This is a genomic window from Rhodococcus sp. P4_F5, from assembly GCF_056401315.1.
This window is the reverse complement of sequence record NZ_JBFUJP010000001.1, coordinates 119215-136288: the sequence shown is the minus strand read 5'-3', so window position 1 is coordinate 136288 and position 17074 is coordinate 119215. Positions and strand designations below refer to the sequence as shown.

The following is a 17074-nucleotide window of genomic DNA, read 5'->3' as shown; positions in this document are numbered from 1 at the left end:
GAGAGCAGCCCCCGACCTCGAGGTCGGGGGCTGCTCTCGTGTGCAGTGGTCAGAGCTGGCCGACAACCCAGTCGATGCTCTTGGTCAGCTGCGTGATGTCCTCGGGGTCGATGGCCGGGAACATGCCGACGCGCAGCTGGTTGCGGCCCAGCTTGCGGTACGGCTCGGTGTCGACGATCCCGTTGGCGCGCAGGATCTTTGCGACCTCGGCGGCGTCCACCTTGTCGTCGAAGTCGATGGTGCCGACCACCTGCGACCGGTGCGCCGGATCTGCGACGAACGGCGTCGCGTACTCGCTGGCCTCGGCCCAGTTGTACAGGCGCGAGGAGGAGTCGGCGGTGCGCTTGGTGGTCCAGTCCAGGCCGCCGTTGCCGTTCATCCACTCGATCTGGTCGGCGAACATCAGCAGGGTGGCCAGGGCCGGGGTGTTGTAGGTCTGGTCCTTGGAGCTGTTGTCCACCGCGATGGGCAGCGACAGGAACTCGGGGGTCCAGCGGCCGGACGCCTTGATCTCGGCGACGCGCTCGAGCGCGGCCGGGCTCATCAGCGCCACCCAGAGGCCGCCGTCGGCCGCGAAGCACTTCTGCGGCGCGAAGTAGTAGACGTCCGCGTCGGCCATGTTCACGGGCAGGCCGCCGGCGCCGGAGGTGGCGTCGATGGCGATGAGGGCGTTCTCCGAACCCGCGGGGCGGGAGACGGGGATCGCGACACCGGTCGAGGTCTCGTTGTGGGCCCAGCCGATGAGGTCGACGGACGGATCGGAGACCGGCACCGGCGCGCTGCCCGGCTCGGCCGAGACGACGATCGGGTCGCCGATGAACGGGTTGCCCTTCGCCACCGAGGCGAACTTGGAGCTGAACTCGCCGTTGGTCAGGTGCAGCGACTTCTCGCGGATCAGGCCGAATGCGGCCGCGTCCCAGAACGCGGTGGTGCCGCCGTTGCCGAGGACGACCTCGTAGCCCTCGGGCAGCGAGAACAGGTCGGCCAGGCCGGACCGGACGCGGGCCACGACGTTCTTGACCGGCTTCTGGCGGTGGCTGGTGCCGAACACCGACGCCCCGACGTCCACCAGCGACTGGAGCTGTTCGGGGCGGACCTTCGAGGGCCCGCAACCGAAACGGCCGTCAACGGGCTTGAGGTCGGCGGGGATGATCGGTGTAGTTGCGTCAGCCATTGGTCAATGTGTCCTAAGCGTTGATGGGCCCTGTGTACGGGTAGTTTAGACGCCCACGTGGAACGGCCGGGCGGCTCGGTGTGAGCTCGCCCGGCCGTTCGCTGTGGTGCGGTGTAGCAGCGGAGCCTGTGAACTAGACCTTGCCGACCAGGTCCCAGCCGGCGACGGTGTCCGGGGTGCGGGGCTCGGGGCCGGTGTAGATGGCGGCCGGGCGGACCAGCTTGCCCAGGCGCTTCTGCTCCATGATGTGCGCACACCAGCCGGCGGTACGGCCACAGGTGAACATCGCGGGCATCATGTGCGCGGGCACCTCGGCGAAGTCCAGGATGACCGCGGCCCAGAACTCGACGTTGGTCTCGATGGCGCGGTCCGGGCGACGCTCGCGCAGCTCGGCGAGCGCGGCCTGCTCCAGCGCGGCGGCCGCCTCGAAGCGCGGCGCGTCCAGGCGCTTGGCGGTGGCGCGGAGCACGCGGGCCCGGGGGTCCTCCGCGCGGTACACGCGGTGCCCGAAGCCCATCAGCTTCTCCTTGCGGTCGAGGATGCCCTTGACCAGCGCGCGGGCGTCGCCCGTCCGCTCGGTCTCCTCGATCATCGGCAGCACGCGGGCCGGGGCGCCGCCGTGCAGCGGGCCGGACATCGCGCCGATGGCGCCGGACAGCGAGGCCGCGACGTCGGCGCCGGTGGAGGCGATGACGCGGGCGGTGAAGGTGGACGCGTTCATGCCGTGCTCGGCGGCGGACACCCAGTAGGCGTCGATGGCCTCGGTGTGCCGCGGGTCCGGGTCACCCTTCCAGCGGGTCATGAAACGTGCAGTGACGGTGGAGCACTCGTCGATGACCTTCTGCGGCACGGCGGGCTGGTAGATGCCGCGGGCCGACTGGGCGACGTAGGACAGCGCCATGACGGAGGCGCGGGCCAGCTGGTCGCGGGCCGTCTCGTCGTCGATGTCGAGCAGCGGCTGGTAGCCCCAGATCGGTGCCAGCATGGCCAGGCCGGCCTGCACGTCGACGCGGACGTCGCCGGTGTGGATCGGGAGCGGGAACGGCTCGGCGGGCGGCAGGCCCTGGCCGAACTGGCCGTCCACGAGCAGGGCCCACACATCGCCGAAGGTGACACCGCGACCGACCAGGTCCTCGATGTCGACGCCGCGGTAGCGGAGCGCGCCACCGTCCTTGTCGGGCTCGGCAATGTCGGTGGTGAAGGCGACGACGCCCTCGAGTCCACTCACAAAATCCTCGGGTACTACCGCGCTCGCTGCCATGCTCGTGGACTCTCCTCATCTTCAGTGCCGCCGGTCCGGGCTGCACCACTGACTTAAGCTTCGACCGTCTTGCGGGCGCATGCATGGTTCACAGGCACGAGCCGCCGCGCAAACTGCTGACCCTGCCGGGTGCGAATCGCGGGTGCGAATCCCCATTCGGCGGGTCCGGTTGTCTCGAAACTCTATCCCCTAACACGCGCCGGTCGGGGAGTGCGTACCCGGTAGTAACGTGTTCACCCGTGTCACCCGATTCCGACAACCTGCCCGCGGTACCCGCCGACCTGGCCGCGATGCGCGTGGGATATGCGGCCCAGGCGATGAATTCGCCTGCCCCGGAATCGAATCTGGATGTCGCGGCCCTCGAAGACGGCTGGTTGCCGCTGCTGCGCCGGTGGCTCGACCAGGCCCGTTCCGCCGGCGTGGTCGAGCCGAACGCGATGGTGCTGGCGACCGTCGACGAGGCGGGTCGGCCGGCCTCGCGCACGGTCCTGTGCAAGGGGTTGTCCGAGGAAGGGCTGGTCTTCTACACCAACTACGGCTCCACCAAGGCCAGGCAACTCGCGGCCGTCCCGTACGCCTCGGCGACCTTCGCCTGGACCGCGTTCGCACACCAGGTCACGGTCCGCGGCCCGGTCGAACGGGTGGCCGCCGAGGTCACCGCCGCCTACTGGCACACCCGCCCGCGGGGTTCGCAGCTCGGCGCCTGGGCCTCGCAGCAGTCTCAGCCGATCGAGTCCCGGAGCGCCCTCGACGCGAGGCTCGCGGAGGTCACCGCGCGGTTCGCAGACACGGAACAGGTTCCGGTGCTGCCGGACTGGGGCGGACTCCTGCTCCGGCCGGAGACCGTCGAGTTCTGGCAGGGCCGCGCCAACCGCATGCACAATCGGGTGCTCGTCACCCGAGCCGAGGGCGGCTGGACCGCGACGCGACTGCAACCGTGACCGGGAAACCCCGTCGGCGGCTGCTGGCCGACACCACCCCGCTGCGCGAGCCGCACTACCGGCGGTTGTGGGTGTCGGGCGTCGTCACCGTCATCGGTGCGCAGCTCAGCGTGGTCGCGGTGCCGCAGCAGGTCTACGAGATCACCCGGAGTTCGGCCTACGTCGGGCTGACGGGGGTGTTCGGGCTGGTCCCGCTGGTGCTTTTCGGCCTGTGGGGCGGCGCGCTCGCCGACGTGATGGACCGGCGGCGGCTGATGACGATCACCACGATCGGGCTGTCGGTGACCTCGCTGCTGTTCTGGGCGCAGGCCGCGGCCGGCATGGCCAACGTCTGGGTGGTACTCGGGCTGTTCTCGCTGCAGCAGGCGTTCTTCGCGGTCAACCAGCCGACCCGCGCCGCGATCATCCCGAGGCTGATCCCCGGCGAGCAGTTGCCGGCGGCCAACTCCCTGAACATGACGGTCGTGCAGTTCGGCGCGATCGCCGGGCCGCTGCTGGCCGGCGTGCTGATCCCGACGATCGGGCTGGCCAGCCTGTACCTGATCGACACGGTGCTGCTGATGGCGACGCTGTGGGCGGTGCTGGCGCTGCCCGCGCTGCCGCCGACCGGGCACACCACGAAGGCCGGGCTGCGTGCGGTGCTGGACGGGTTCCGGTACCTGTCGACGCAGAAGGTGCTGCTGGCCTCGTTCGTGGTGGACATCGTCGCGATGGTGTTCGGCATGCCGCGGGCGCTGTTCCCGCAGATCGCCAACGAGACGTTCGGGGACCCGGTGACCGGCGGCGTCGCGCTGGGCCTGCTGTTCGCGGCGATGTCCGCGGGCGCGGTGCTCGGCGGCGTCTTCTCCGGCTGGTTGCCGGGGGTGCGGTACCAGGGCCGTGCGGTGGTGGCGTGCATCGTGCTCTGGGGGCTGGCGATGGTGGGCTTCGGCGTCACGGTCGGCCTGGCCAGTCCCGGTGACAGCGCGATCTTCCTCTGGGTGGCGCTGGGGTTCCTGGCGTTCGGCGGCGCGGTCGACATGGTCTCCGCGGCGTTCCGCAGCACCATGCTCCAGCAGGTGGCGACCGACGAGATGCGCGGCCGACTGCAGGGCGTGTTCATCGTGGTGGTCGCGGGCGGCCCCCGGATGGGCGACGTGCTGCACGGGGCGGCCGCCGCATCGGTCGGCACCGCGGTCGCCGCGGCCGGCGGCGGCATCCTGGTAGTGGTCGGGGTGGCCCTCGCCTGCCTGGCGTTCCCGATGTTCCTCCGATACCGCGTCGGGGAGGGTCGAGCGTCGGATTCGGTGGCAAGGTGAGGCGATTCGTGGACACTGGGATCCATGCCTGAGTCCGTGTCCCGCGTGATCGAGTCCGCCGGCGTGCGCGCCTACCCGCTCAGCTTCGGTGGTTACCGCGCCGAGGTGGTCTCCCGCGGCGCCGCGTTGCGACTGCTCGAGTGCGACGGCCGGGCCCTCACCGAGACGTGGTCCGCCCAGGAGCGGCCGCCGCTGTCGGCGGGCCTGGTGCTGGCGCCGTGGCCCAACCGGCTCCGGGACGGGCACTTCGTCTTCGACGGCGTCGAGCACCAGTTGTCGATCACGGAACCGGACCGGCACAACGCCATCCACGGCCTCGTGCGACGGGACGAGTGGCAGCTCGTCGGACGTACCGAGAGCAGTGTCGAGCAGACGATCCGGGTGGGCCTGCACAAGGGCTGGCCGTACCCGCTGCAGGTCGGGGTGCGTCACGAGCTGGGCCCGGACGGTCTCACCGTCACCCACACGGCCACCAACATCGGCGCGATGCCGGCTCCGTTCGGGCTCGGCGTGCACACCTACGTCCGCGTCGGGGACACCCCGCTCGACGACTGCACGCTGCAGCTGACCGCGGGCACCCGGCTGCCGCTCGACCCGGACCGGATGCTGCCCGAGGGCAACTCGCAGTCCGTCTACGGCACCGAGTTCGACTTCACCTCGCCACGCGACCTCGCGGGCGTGCGGTTGGACACCCCGTTCAGCTCGATCGTGCCGGACCCCGACGGCCGGGCCCGGCACGTGCTGCGCGCACCGGACGGCGTCGGCACGGTGTTGTGGACGGACCGCCGGTTCGGCTGGATCCAGGTGTTCACCGCGGATCCCGCAATCGGGAAGGGCTACCCGGGCCGCGGCCGGGCGCTGGCAGTCGAGCCGATGACCTGCCCGCCGGACGCCTTCAACTCGGGCATCGACCAACTTGTTCTCGCGCCCGGGCAAACCTGGAGCGGAAGCTGGGGGCTGGGCATATGCTGATCGGATAACCACAGCTCACGGCACTTTGACTGTGGCGCACAGAGCGCCACAGCGACCCTCGCTGGGCAGCCGAAGCTGACTGCGACTAGGTTCTACTCGACTGATATTGCTACTCGCAAGGTTCGAGTTTGAGAGGGGTCATCCGTGCCCGCTGCCGAAGAAACCAAGCCCACGCTCAGCTACCCCGGTGGCGAACATGCGATGACAATCGCGAGGGCCACCGAGGGTAATGACGGGATCGAGCTCGGCAAGCTCCTGTCCGCGACGGGGTACACCACCCTCGATCCGGGCTTCGTCAACACCGCATCCACCAAGTCTGCGATCACCTACATCGACGGCGACGCCGGCATCCTGCGTTACCGCGGGTACCCGATCGAGGAGCTGGCGGAGCGTTCGAGCTTCCTCGAGGTCAGCTACCTGCTGATCTACGGCGAGCTGCCCTCGGCCGACGAGCTGGCGGCCTTCGCCACCCGCATCCAGCGCCACACCATGCTGCACGAGGACCTCAAGCGGTTCTTCGACGGCTTCCCGCGCAACGCGCACCCGATGCCGGTGCTCTCCTCCGCGGTGAACGCGCTGTCCGCGTACTACCAGGACTCGCTGGACCCCGACGACCCGGAGCAGGTCGAGCTGTCGACCACCCGCCTGCTGGCGAAGATGCCGACCATCGCGGCCTACGCGTACAAGAAGTCCGTCGGGCAGCCGTTCCTGTACCCGGACAACTCGCTCTCCCTGGTCGAGAACTTCCTCCGGATGACGTTCGGCTTCCCGGCCGAGCCGTACGCGGTCGACCCCGAGGTCGCCAAGGCGCTCGACATGCTGCTGATCCTGCACGCCGACCACGAGCAGAACTGCTCGACGTCGACGGTGCGGATGGTCGGCTCGTCCGACGCCAACTTGTTCACCTCGGTCTCGGCCGGCATCAACGCGCTGTGGGGCCCGCTGCACGGCGGCGCCAACCAGGCCGTGCTCGAGATGCTCGACGAGATCAAGGCCAGCGGCGGCGACGTCAAGGAGTTCGTCCGCAAGGTCAAGAACAAGGAAGACGGCGTGAAGCTCATGGGCTTCGGGCACCGCGTCTACCGCAACTACGACCCGCGCGCGGCGATCGCGAAGAAGGCCGCGGACACCATCCTGGCCAAGCTCGGCGGCGACGACGAGCTGCTCCAGATCGCGAAGGCGCTCGAGGAGGCCGCGCTCACCGACGAGTACTTCATCGAGCGCAAGCTGTACCCGAACGTCGACTTCTACACCGGCCTGATCTACCGCGCGATGGGCTTCCCGACGCGGATGTTCACCGTGCTGTTCGCTATGGGCCGGCTGCCCGGCTGGATCGCGCACTGGCGCGAGATGCACGAGGACCCGGCCACCAAGATCGGCCGCCCGCGTCAGATCTACACCGGCTACACCGAACGCAACTACACCGACCTGGAAAGCAGGTGACCCGCATGAGCAACGAGCCGGTAATCGAGTTTCAGGAGGGCCCCCCGCCCACCGAGCTCGTGATCAAGGACATCACCGTCGGTGACGGCGCCGAGGCCACTCCCGGCGCCAAGGTCGAGGTCCACTACCTCGGCGTCGAGTTCGAGTCCGGCGAGGAGTTCGACTCCTCCTGGAGCCGCGGCGAGTCCATCAAGTTCCCGCTCGCGGGCCTGATCGCCGGCTGGCAGGAGGGCATCCCCGGCATGAAGGTCGGGGGACGCCGCCAGCTGACCATCCCGCCGGAGCTGGCCTACGGCCCGGCCGGCGGTGGGCACCAGCTCTCCGGCAAGACCCTGGTCTTCGTGATCGACCTGCTCGACGTCGTGGTTCCGCCGGCGGCGCCGGTGATCGAGCCGGCCGCCGGCCCGGCACCCGCAGAGCTCGTGATCGAGGACATCGAGGTCGGTGACGGCGCGGAGGCGCAGCCCGGCGCCGTCGTCGACGTCCACTACCACGGTGTCGAGTTCGACACCAACGAGGTGTTCGACTCCTCGTTCCTGCGTGGCGATTCCGTGAAGTTCCCTCTCGCCCAGCTGATTCCGGGCTGGCAGAAGGGTATCCCCGGCATGAAGGTCGGCGGCCGCCGCAAGCTCACGGTTCCGCCGGAGCTGGCCTACGGTCCGGCCGGTGGCGGGCACCAGCTCTCCGGCAAGACGCTGGTCTTCGTGATCGACCTGCTCGGCACGAGGTAGTCACACAGCCAAGACGCATCGCAGACAGGGCCCCGCATCGACACCGATGCGGGGCCCTGTTTCCGATCCGGGTCCGAAGACCGGTCTGAGTGGGGTCTGCGGGCGATACCACCGGCACCTAGTGATATGTCCCGTAAAGGGGAGTGCACGGCGGTGGTGTCGCCGTAGCGCTCGGTGAGCTCGCGTGCCTCGATCATGACCGGACCTTTCTGGGGGATCGGGTGGGACGGAGTTCTCAGCAGCGAACGCTGAGTCAGGTGACCGTGCCCGCGGGTGGGGCGAGCGAAGGATGGTCGGGCGCGGGGCGGGCAGTCACGTCTGCTGCGGCGTGCGGAGTGGCTCGCTGTCGAGGCTGGCTGCCAGGGTCGCCGGTGATGCGGTGCGGCGTGGCCAGGTCCAGGCGGAGCGCAGGATGAAGGCCAGGAGCAGCACCTCGAGTCCGATGGAGAGGCCGTAGAAGTAGAAGTAGGTCCAGGACTCCCCTGCCGCGTTGAACATCGAGACGGGGATGTAGAGCGTTGCTACGACGAGGTTGATGGTGCGGTTGACACGGGCGGGCAGTGTCGCGGAGAGCAGGATCATGAGGATCGGGATGGCCATGAGCGTGAGCGCAATGGCGACAAAGGTTGGACCGATGTCGAACTCGTGGACGATGCCGGCCAGGAGGTCGTCGAGGAAGCCGGGCTTGTACAGGGCGAGGTAGTCGACGTAGATGTAGAGGAACATGAAGCTGGTCCATGCTGCTGCGAGTTTGGCCTGCACGGGCATGCGCAGATCTTCCAGCGTGTTCTGGGACGGTGGATTCTCTGGTGCAGTGTGGGATTGAGGCGTTCTCATCAATGCTCCTTGGCTTGATCGGGTGGGTGCTTTCACCTTCACGGATGCCGGCGGCTGGCACATTAGCCCCGGAGCCTGATTCGACCTGGCCGTTGGCACAGCCGAGCTCTTGTACTTTCGGCGGAGGCACCGAGCACGCGGGCTGCCTAGGCTGATCAGATGGCCACCAACGCGCTCCGCTCGCTGTGGGCCGAACCTCGACCCACGAATGCCCCGGGCCGGGGGCCGCGGGACTGGGCCTTGGTCGCAGTACTGATCTGCTGGTCGGTGGTGGAAGTGGTGCTTCGCCAGGACCTGGCGCCACGCCCGCTGCAGCTACTCGCGGTGCTCGCGGTCCTCGGCCCCCTGCTGTGGCGACGCACGCACCCGCTCGTCGCGGTTGCGGTCTCCTGCGGCACGTTGACGATCGTCGACATCGTCAGAATTCTCACCGGGTCGCAAGGCGCCGTGCTGAACAGCACCCTCGCGGTGCTGATCCTGGCCTACGCCCTGTTCCGGTGGGGCTCCGGTCGGGAAGCCGCAAGCGGCCTCGGCGTCATCCTGCTCTGGCTGGCCATCATCACCACCCACGGCGCCGACCCCACCACCCTGGCAGAGGCGGTCGCAGGATATGCGTTCTTCCTGTTCGCCGCCGCGCTCGGCGCCGCGATCCGCTATCGCGCGAAGATCCGCATCCGCGACATCGACCAAGTCAAGGCCCGCGAACGCGAACAGCTCGCTCGCGAGCTCCACGACACCGTCGCCCACCACGTCTCGGGCATCGCCATCCAGGCCCAAGCAGGACGTGCCATCGCGGCCTCCCACCCCGAGCGCGCCATCGAGGCCTTGGCCGTCATCGAGGACGCAGCGACCCGCACCCTCACCGAGCTGCGCGCCATCGTCGGCGTGCTCCGCGCCTCACAGGACACCGAGTTCGCGCCGCAGCCCGGCGTGGCCGAGGTCGAGCAGCTCGCCACCGATGGCCGGACGCGTCCCTGCGTCGAGGTGACGCTATTCGGCGAGTTCGACGACCTCAGCCCGGCGGTCGGGGCCGCGATCTACCGCCTGGCCCAGGAGTCCATCACCAACGCTCGACGGCACGCCCGTCACGCGACCCGGGTCACCGTCGCCGTCACAGGCGACGCCGACCGGGTACGGCTGACCATCGACGACGACGGCTCCGCCGCTGGCGGCCGCACCCCAGCAGGCTACGGCCTGGTGGGCATGCGGGAACGTGCCTCACTGCTCGGCGGCACCTTCCACGCAGGCCCCGCAGCCGAGCGGGGCTGGCGGGTAGAGGCGGTCCTGCCCCGAACCGGGACGCCACGATGAGCATCAGGGTCCTCATCGCCGACGACCAGCCCATCGTGCGCACCGGGCTGACGATGCTGCTCGACGCCCAACCCGACATCGAAGTGGTCGGCGCGGCTGCCGACGGGCGCGAGGCAGTCCGCCTGGCGCTCCAACTGCGTCCCGACGTCGGCCTGTTCGACATCCGAATGCCGCTGATGGACGGCATCGAAGCCACCCGCCGCCTCGCCGGCCCCGACGTCACCGACCCCCTRCCGATCGTGGTCATCACCACCTTCGACCTCGACGAGTATGTCCACGGGGCGCTCAGAGCCGGCGCCCGCGGGTTCCTGCTCAAGGACGCCGGACCCGCCCTGCTGACCCAGGCCATCCACGCCGCCGCCGACGGAGACGCACTGATCGCCCCCAGCGTGACTGTCCGACTGCTCGCAGCGTTCGCCCACGCACAGCCCTCACCACCGAGGCAGCCGATAGAACCGCTCACCGCCCGCGAGGAGGAAGTCCTCGTGCCTGTAGCCCAAGGCCGCACCAACAATGAGATCGCCAGCGAGCTCTACATCACCCCAAGCACCGTCAAAGCCCACCTCGCCAGCCTCATGCGAAAGCTCGGCGCCCGAAACCGCGTCGAGGTCGCGATGTGGGCCCACGAGACCGGCCGCATCTGACGCCGCAAAGGCTCCCGCCGCCGTTACTAACCGACAAGGCCCTACGCCGCGGCATCTTCCACTCCGTACCCGACCTGATCGAAGCCATCGAAACCTACCTCGCAGTCCACAACGAGGACTCCAAACCCCTGATCTGGACCGCGACCGCCGAATCCGTCCTCGAGAAAGTCGCCCGCGGGCGCGTCGCCCTCAACCAGGCAACCAAAACCGGGACACGCCACTAGCCTCGCGGCTGGTTTCGCGGCGCCGCGAACTCGAGCACCAGGCGGGCGCCGCCCAGTTCGCTGTCCTCGAAGTAGGTCCGGCCGCCGTGCAACTGGGCCTGCTGTGCCACCAGCGCCAGGCCCAGTCCCGACCCGCCACGCGCGGCCCCGGAGCCTCGGATGAAGCGCTCGAACACCGCTTCACGCTCGGTCACCGGCACGCCGGTGCCGTTGTCGTCGACGGTGACCGTCACCGTGTCCGGCCCGGTGCGCCGGGCCGTCAGCACCACCGTCGACGCCCCGCCGTGCCGGACCGCGTTGGCGATCGCGTTGTCCAGCGCGAGCCGCAGGCCGGCGGGCAGGCCGTTGATGACCAGTGAGGGGTCGGACTCCACCCGCACCGCGAGGCCGGGCCGTTGGCGCATGGCTTCCTGGGCGGCGATGTCGCACAGCTCGGCCAGGTCGGTGGGCACGTGGTCGCGTTCGCTGGACAGCTCGCCCGACGCGAGCCGTTCGAGCGCGGACAGGGTCGCCTCGACGCGGCCCTGGGTACGTGCCAGGTCTCCGAGGATCTCGGCGCGTTGAGCGTCGTCGAGTTGGAGGGTGCTGAGGACCTCGATGTCGGTGCGCATCGCGGTCAGCGGGGTCCGCAGCTCGTGCGCCGACGCGGCGGCGAAGTCGCGGGCGGTGTCCAGAGACGCCGCGGACTGCGCCTGCGCCTCGGCGATCCGCGCGAGCATCAGTTCCAGCTCGTCCGCCAGCTCCTCGGCCTCCCGGACGCCGGAGACCTTCGGCGGCGGGCCGGGCTGCGGCGTGCCGGCACCGATGTGCCGCGTCAACGCGGTGATCGGCCGGACCGCCCGGCCCCCGAAGATCCAGCCGAGACCGCCGGCGGCGGCGATCGCGAGCACACCGGAGACCGCCACCCAGCGTTGCTGTTCGGCGGTGACGTCGCGGGCCTCCGCCGCGGGTACGGCAAGCGAGATCAGGTTGTCGCTGTCGGCGATTCGGCTGGTGTTCACCCGGTAGGCGGTGCCGTCCACGTGCACGGTCGCTGCGCCGGGGTCGAGTTCGGGAAGCCGGGTGGGGGTGCTCACGATGACGTCGGTTCCCGCCCGGATGGTCACGGCGAACGCGCCGCCGTCGCCGAAGGTGGGCAGGAACGACGCGGCGGTCGCGGCGTTCGCGATCAGCACGCGCGTCGCGGTCTCCAGCCGCCGGTCCAGTTGGTTCATGTTGTTGCGTGAGATCGCGAACGCGACAAAGACTCCCAGCAGGGCGACGATGACGGTGGCGCCGAGCGCGGTGGCGGCGGCGACGCGGGCTCGCAGCGAGTAGGACCGGCGGGCCCTCACTGGGCGTCCCGCAGCACGAACCCCACCCCGCGCACGGTCTGCAGGATGCGGGGGCGGCCGTCGGCCTCGAGCTTGCGCCTCAGGTAGCCGACGAACACGTCGACGACGTTGGTGTCGGCGACGAAGTCGTACCCCCAGACGAGTTCGAGCAGCCGTTCACGGCTCAGGACCACGCCGCTGTTGCGCGTCAGGACGGCGAGCAGCTCGAATTCCCTTTTGGTGAGCTCGATCTCGTGGCCACCGACGACCGCGCGCCGGCCCAGCAGGTCGACGGTCAGCGCGCCGACGGTCAGCGTGCCCTGCGGCGCGGGCGCCGGTGGCGGCGTCGCGCGACGGCGCAGCATGGCGCGGATACGGGCGACGAGCTCGGCCAGGACGAACGGTTTGACGAGGTAGTCGTCCGCGCCCGCCTCGAGTCCCGCCACCCGGTCGTCCACCGAGGAACGGGCACTCAGCACGCAGATCGGGATGTCGTTGCCCATCGCGCGCAGCGCGGTCACCACGCTGGCGCCGTCGAGGACGGGCATGTTCATGTCCAGGACGATCGCGTCGGGGTTCCGGTCCGCGACCACCCTCAGGGCCTCCGCGCCGTTGGCCGCGGTGAGGATGGTGAATCCGGACAGCTGCAGGCCGCGACGCAGGGAGAGCAGGACGTCCTGGTCGTCGTCGACGACCAGGACCGTGGCGGCGGCGGGTTCGGTCACCCCTGCATTGTGCCCGCACCCGCCGGGCGGGTGTAGAAAGACGGGCATGCCCGCCTCCGTCATGTGGTTTCGCCGTGACCTGCGCACCGGGGACCTGCCGGCGCTGTCCGCGGCGGCCGAGGCCGGCGCCGCGGGGGTGCTCGGGCTCTTCGTCCTGGACGAGTCGATTCTCGGGCCGTCCGGTGCTGTCCGGCGGGACCACCTGTTCCGCAGCCTGTCCGCACTCGACGAGCAGCTGGGCGGCCGCCTGTGCGTCGTGCGGGGCGATCCCGTGTCGGTCGTCCCCGCGGTCGCGGCGGCGGTCGGCGCGAGCGAGGTCCACGTCAGCGCGGACTACGGGCCGTACGGGCGTCGGCGCGACGACGCGGTCGCCGAGCGGGTGCWGCTGGTGCGGACGGGCTCGCCCTATGCCGTCGCGCCGGGCCGGGTGACGAAGGCCGACGGCGGTCCCTACCGGGTGTTCACGCCGTACTTCCGTCGGTGGCTCGACCACGGCTGGCGCGCACCCGCCGGCTCGGGCGTCGCGGTGGACTGGCTCGATCCGGAACTGCCTGCGCGGGTGCCGGTCCCGCGGCCCGCGGCATCGGGCGGACCCGCGGCGGGGGAGCGGGCCGCGCTCGAGCGGTGGGCGCGGTTCCGTGACGGCGACCTCGCCGACTACCACAGGATTCGGGACCGGCCCGACCTCGACGGGACCAGCCGGCTGTCGGTGGATCTCAAGTACGGGTCCGTCCACCCGCGCACCGTGCTCGCGGATCTCGCCGGTCTGCGCGGTGCCGGGCCGGAGGCCTTCCTGCGCCAGCTGGCGTGGCGTGAGTTCTACGCCGACGTGCTCTACCACCGCCCGGACAGTGCCCGGCACAACTACGACAGCCGGTTCGACGCGATCCGGTACGACACCGGCCCGGACGCCGAGTTGTCCTGGGCCGCATGGTGCGAGGGGCGCACGGGGTTCCCGATTGTCGACGCCGGGATGCGTCAGCTGCTCGCCGAGGGCTGGATGCACAACCGGGTCCGGATGATCGTCGCGTCCTTCCTGGTGAAGGACCTGCACCTGCCCTGGTGGCGTGGGGCCAGGTACTTCATGGCCCACCTGCTCGACGGGGACCTGGCCTCGAACCAGCACGGCTGGCAGTGGACCGCGGGCTGCGGAACCGATGCGGCGCCGTACTTTCGGGTGTTCAACCCGACTACTCAGGGCGAGAAGTTCGACCCGGACGGCGACTACGTGCGCCGCTGGGTACCGGAGCTGCGCGGGGTCCCGGGCGGCGCCGTGCACGCGCTGAAGGCCGGCCGCCCGTCCGGATACCCGGACCCCGTCGTCGACCACGCCGTCGAGCGTCGAGAGTCGTTGGCGCGCCTCGGAGAACTCGGGCGCTGAGGCAGGGCTATCGTCGAGTGATGGGCGACCTGCGCGTGCTGGTCACGGGTGCGACCGGCTACATCGGTGGCCGGGTGACACCACGACTGCTCGCAGCCGGGTACTCGGTTCGGGTGCTGGTGCGTTCCCCGGACAAGCTCCGGGACGTGCCGTGGGCGCGTGACGTCGAGATCTGCCGCGGCGACCTGGACGACACCGACTCGCTGACAGCGGCGTTCAGGGACATCGACGTCGTCTACTACCTCGTCCACTCCATGGGCGGCGGCGAGGCGTTCGCCGACGCCGAGCGCCGTGGCGCACAGCACGTGGTCGCCGCGGCGCGGTCCGCGGGCGTGTCGCGCATCGTCTACCTGGGTGGGCTGCACCCGGCGGGGGTGGAACTGTCTGCGCACCTGCGTTCCCGGACCCAGGTCGGGCGGATCCTGATCGACTCGGGAATCCCGACCATGGCGTTGCAGGCAGGGGTGGTCATCGGATCCGGTTCGGCATCGTTCGAGATGATCCGGCACCTGACCAATCGGCTGCCGGTGATGACCACGCCGCGGTGGGTGAACAACCGGATCCAACCGATCGCGGTCCGGGACGTCCTGCACTACCTGGTCGCCGCGGCGGAGGCCCCGTTGCCGCGCAGTCGTACCTACGACATCGGTGGACCGGACGTGATGGGCTACGGCGACATGATGAGGACCTACGCGCAGGTCGCGGGTCTGGCCAACCGTCGCATCCTGGTCCTTCCGGTGCTGACGCCGCGGCTGGCCGGCCTGTGGATCGGGCTGGTGACCCCGATCCCGTCTCGTCTGGGGCGGGCGCTGATCGAGTCGCTGCAGAACGACGCGGTGATGACCGAACACGGCATCGACGACGTCATTGCGCCGCCTGCGGGCGGGCTCACCCCGTACCGGGAGGCGGTGCGTTTGGCCCTGGGCCGCATCGAGCGGGGCGAGGTGGAGACGACGTGGGCGAACGCCGCACCGGTTGGAACGCCCTCGGATCCGCTCCCGTCTGACCCGGTCTGGGCCGGCGAGGTGGTGTTCACCGACGAACGCAGCAAGACCTGTGAGGCGGACGCGCAGACGCTGTGGCAGGTGGTCGAGAGCATCGGCGGCGAGAACGGCTGGTATTCCTTCCCGCTGGCGTGGGCGGTCCGCGGCTGGCTGGACCGGCTGGTCGGCGGGGTGGGCCTGCGTCGCGGCCGTCGTGATGCGCGACGGCTCCAGACCGGGGACGCGCTCGACTTCTGGCGGGTGGAGAAGATCGAACGCGGCGCCCTACTGCGACTGCGGGCGGAGATGCGCGCGCCGGGTGGCGCCTGGCTCGAGTGGCGGGTCCACGCCGCGCCGAGCGGTTCCCGCCTCGACCAGCGGGCAACCTTCTTCCCACGCGGAATCGCCGGCCGCGCCTACTGGTACGCGCTCCTGCCGTTTCACGGGGTCATCTTCAAGGGCATGGTCAACAACATCACCGGAACCGCTGCCCGTCGGCATCAGAGCGCATCCTGAGGCCGTCAGAGCGTGCAGAGCGGACGGATGTCGTCGCGTCCGCCGGAGGTAGGCGTGGTGAGAAGCAGGCACGAGTTGTACCCGCGTGACTCGACCACCGCACGGATCTGCCGCCACTGCTCGGCGGTGACGGCCGGGACCCGCGACAGCACGAAGCCGGAGAAACGGGCCGGGTCCCCGACCAACGCCCACGAGTAGTCCTCGGCGAGGTAGGTCACGACGTAGTTGGTCGGTCCGTCCGGCGAGTCCTGGGACCGCACGGCGGGGAAGCTCACGTGCAACTGCGCGTTCGTGACCGGGTCGTTGACTCGTGCATTGCCGACGATCTCGTTGCGGGTCCCGGACCAGGTCTCGCAGCTGTTCTGGACCCGGACGTTCCGGGCGTCTACCAGCGAGTACGTCGCACGGGTGTCGCGCGCACAGTCGAGGCTGAACGGTTGTGGCACCGCGGCGAGCTGCAGCCAGGTCCCGGTGTACCGCCCGATGTCGACGGCGGCCACCGGTGCCAACGGTGCAGACTGGGCTTGGGCAGGGACCGCCAGGACAAGGGCGGATCCCGCGGCGAGCAGTGCTCCGACGGCGTTTCTCACAATCAACCTCCGCTGCCTGGTGTTCGTGTCAGTGGTGATTCGGCGCCGCGCGCCGGGCGGATTGGTCTACCGGTGTCTTCGATTGTCCGCCTAGGCTGCCTGGATGACCTCGCAAGCCGCGAACAAGTCAGACCTGATCGGGCGACTGCAGGTGCTGCGTGAATCGGTCCTGTGGAAGCTGGAGGGTCTCTCGGAGTACGACCTCCGCCGTCCGTTGACACCGACCGGTACCAACCTTCTCGGTCTCGTCAAACACCTGGCCGCATGCGAATTCGGCTACTTCGGAGATGTTTTCGGACGGCCCGCCCCCCTGGAGCTGCCCTGGGACCGGCCCGGTGCCGCCGAGAACGTCGACCTGTGGGCGACTCCGGACGAGTCGACGGAGTTCATTGTGGACGGTCTATACCGACGTTCGTGGGCGCACGCCGGTGAGACGTTCGACGCCCTCGATCTCGACTCTCCCGGATGCGCGCCGGGGTGGCCCGATGAAAATGTCACCCTGCACCAGATCCTGCTGCACATGAACATCGAGACGGCGCGCCATGCCGGGCACGCCGACATCGTTCGGGAGCTGATAGACGGCATCGCGGGAATGACGAAGGGCAACGACAACCTGCCCTACACGGACGCCGACCGTCGTCTCGCGCACCACCGACGGGTCCAGGCCGCAGCCGAGCCGTTCGCTGAGGGCCGGTCGCGAACGGCTGGGTAATTGCCCCTGACCGGCGGT

At 69.9% G+C, this 17074-nt stretch carries 16 protein-coding genes and 1 pseudogene; 11 read left to right on the top strand and 6 right to left on the bottom strand.

The window, feature by feature from the left end; translation table 11 throughout:
- Positions 1 to 49: 49 nt before the first annotated feature.
- Both serC and AC1DU4_RS00680 read right to left on the bottom strand, forming a co-directional pair.
- Positions 50 to 1174, bottom strand: coding sequence for a phosphoserine transaminase (gene serC / locus AC1DU4_RS00685; protein ID WP_477837057.1), 1125 nt, complete (start codon positions 1172 to 1174; stop codon positions 50 to 52).
- Between the two features lie 133 nt (positions 1175 to 1307).
- Positions 1308 to 2435, bottom strand: coding sequence for a citrate synthase 2 (locus AC1DU4_RS00680; RefSeq protein ID WP_477837055.1), 1128 nt, complete (start codon positions 2433 to 2435; stop codon positions 1308 to 1310).
- Positions 2436 to 2674: 239 nt separating this feature from the next.
- Here AC1DU4_RS00680 and pdxH point away from each other — a divergent pair, with 239 nt between their 5' ends.
- From pdxH to AC1DU4_RS00650, 6 genes and pseudogenes are all read left to right on the top strand, one after another.
- A complete protein-coding gene (gene pdxH, locus AC1DU4_RS00675; RefSeq protein WP_477837054.1) occupies positions 2675 to 3376 on the top strand; it encodes a pyridoxamine 5'-phosphate oxidase in 702 nt (233 codons plus the stop codon).
- A complete protein-coding gene (locus AC1DU4_RS00670) occupies positions 3373 to 4674 on the top strand; it encodes an MFS transporter (RefSeq protein ID WP_477837053.1) in 1302 nt (433 codons plus the stop codon). Before pdxH ends, AC1DU4_RS00670 begins: the two co-directional genes overlap by 4 nt.
- A gap of 24 nt (positions 4675 to 4698) precedes the next feature.
- The gene (locus tag AC1DU4_RS00665) at positions 4699 to 5646 is read left to right on the top strand and encodes an aldose 1-epimerase family protein (RefSeq protein ID WP_477837052.1); all 948 of its coding nucleotides are present in this window, start codon (positions 4699 to 4701) and stop codon (positions 5644 to 5646) included.
- 144 nt (positions 5647 to 5790) lie between these two features.
- The gene (locus AC1DU4_RS00660; protein ID WP_072842951.1) at positions 5791 to 7089 is read left to right on the top strand and encodes a citrate synthase; all 1299 of its coding nucleotides are present in this window, start codon (positions 5791 to 5793) and stop codon (positions 7087 to 7089) included.
- Between the two features lie 5 nt (positions 7090 to 7094).
- Positions 7095 to 7445 (top strand): annotated as a pseudogene (locus tag AC1DU4_RS00655) (FKBP-type peptidyl-prolyl cis-trans isomerase); the annotation flags it as partial.
- A 6-nt stretch (positions 7446 to 7451) separates the two neighbouring features.
- Entirely contained in the window at positions 7452 to 7820 is a 369-nt protein-coding gene (locus AC1DU4_RS00650; RefSeq protein ID WP_477837429.1) for an FKBP-type peptidyl-prolyl cis-trans isomerase, read from the top strand.
- Between the two features lie 312 nt (positions 7821 to 8132).
- Here the strand turns inward: AC1DU4_RS00650 and AC1DU4_RS00645 are convergent, their stop codons facing one another.
- Positions 8133 to 8588, bottom strand: coding sequence for a DUF6326 family protein (locus tag AC1DU4_RS00645; RefSeq protein ID WP_477837051.1), 456 nt, complete (start codon positions 8586 to 8588; stop codon positions 8133 to 8135).
- 228 nt (positions 8589 to 8816) lie between these two features.
- Between AC1DU4_RS00645 and AC1DU4_RS00640 the strand changes: the two genes are divergently transcribed.
- The gene (locus AC1DU4_RS00640; protein ID WP_477837050.1) at positions 8817 to 9968 is read left to right on the top strand and encodes a sensor histidine kinase; all 1152 of its coding nucleotides are present in this window, start codon (positions 8817 to 8819) and stop codon (positions 9966 to 9968) included.
- Entirely contained in the window at positions 9965 to 10612 is a 648-nt protein-coding gene (locus AC1DU4_RS00635) for a response regulator (RefSeq protein WP_477837048.1), read from the top strand. Before AC1DU4_RS00640 ends, AC1DU4_RS00635 begins: the two co-directional genes overlap by 4 nt.
- 220 nt (positions 10613 to 10832) lie before the next feature.
- On the opposite strand, the gene AC1DU4_RS00630 is transcribed toward AC1DU4_RS00635, so the two are convergent.
- Together AC1DU4_RS00630 and AC1DU4_RS00625 are read right to left on the bottom strand one after the other, a co-directional pair.
- Positions 10833 to 12170 (bottom strand): sensor histidine kinase, encoded by a 1338-nt coding sequence (locus AC1DU4_RS00630; RefSeq protein ID WP_477837047.1) that lies wholly within the window; start codon positions 12168 to 12170, stop codon positions 10833 to 10835.
- The gene (locus AC1DU4_RS00625) at positions 12167 to 12922 is read right to left on the bottom strand and encodes a response regulator transcription factor (protein WP_477837045.1); all 756 of its coding nucleotides are present in this window, start codon (positions 12920 to 12922) and stop codon (positions 12167 to 12169) included. Before AC1DU4_RS00625 ends, AC1DU4_RS00630 begins: the two co-directional genes overlap by 4 nt.
- Here AC1DU4_RS00625 and AC1DU4_RS00620 point away from each other — a divergent pair.
- Both AC1DU4_RS00620 and AC1DU4_RS00615 read left to right on the top strand, forming a co-directional pair.
- Positions 12921 to 14255: a cryptochrome/photolyase family protein gene (locus tag AC1DU4_RS00620; RefSeq protein WP_477837044.1), complete on the top strand. Its 1335-nt coding sequence runs from the start codon at positions 12921 to 12923 to the stop codon at positions 14253 to 14255. The genes AC1DU4_RS00625 and AC1DU4_RS00620 overlap by 2 nt on opposite strands.
- Positions 14256 to 14275: 20 nt before the next feature.
- Positions 14276 to 15754 carry an SDR family oxidoreductase gene (locus AC1DU4_RS00615; RefSeq protein WP_477837043.1) on the top strand — a complete coding sequence of 493 codons (1479 nt, stop codon included), beginning with the start codon at positions 14276 to 14278 and terminating at the stop codon, positions 15752 to 15754.
- Between the two features lie 5 nt (positions 15755 to 15759).
- Here the strand turns inward: AC1DU4_RS00615 and AC1DU4_RS00610 are convergent, their stop codons facing one another.
- Positions 15760 to 16350, bottom strand: a complete 591-nt coding sequence (locus AC1DU4_RS00610) for a lipocalin family protein (protein ID WP_477837042.1) — start codon at positions 16348 to 16350, stop codon at positions 15760 to 15762.
- Positions 16351 to 16447: 97 nt separating this feature from the next.
- On the opposite strand from AC1DU4_RS00610, the gene AC1DU4_RS00605 reads away from it, so the two are divergent.
- Entirely contained in the window at positions 16448 to 17056 is a 609-nt protein-coding gene (locus AC1DU4_RS00605; RefSeq protein ID WP_477837040.1) for a DinB family protein, read from the top strand.
- Positions 17057 to 17074: the final 18 nt, after the last annotated feature.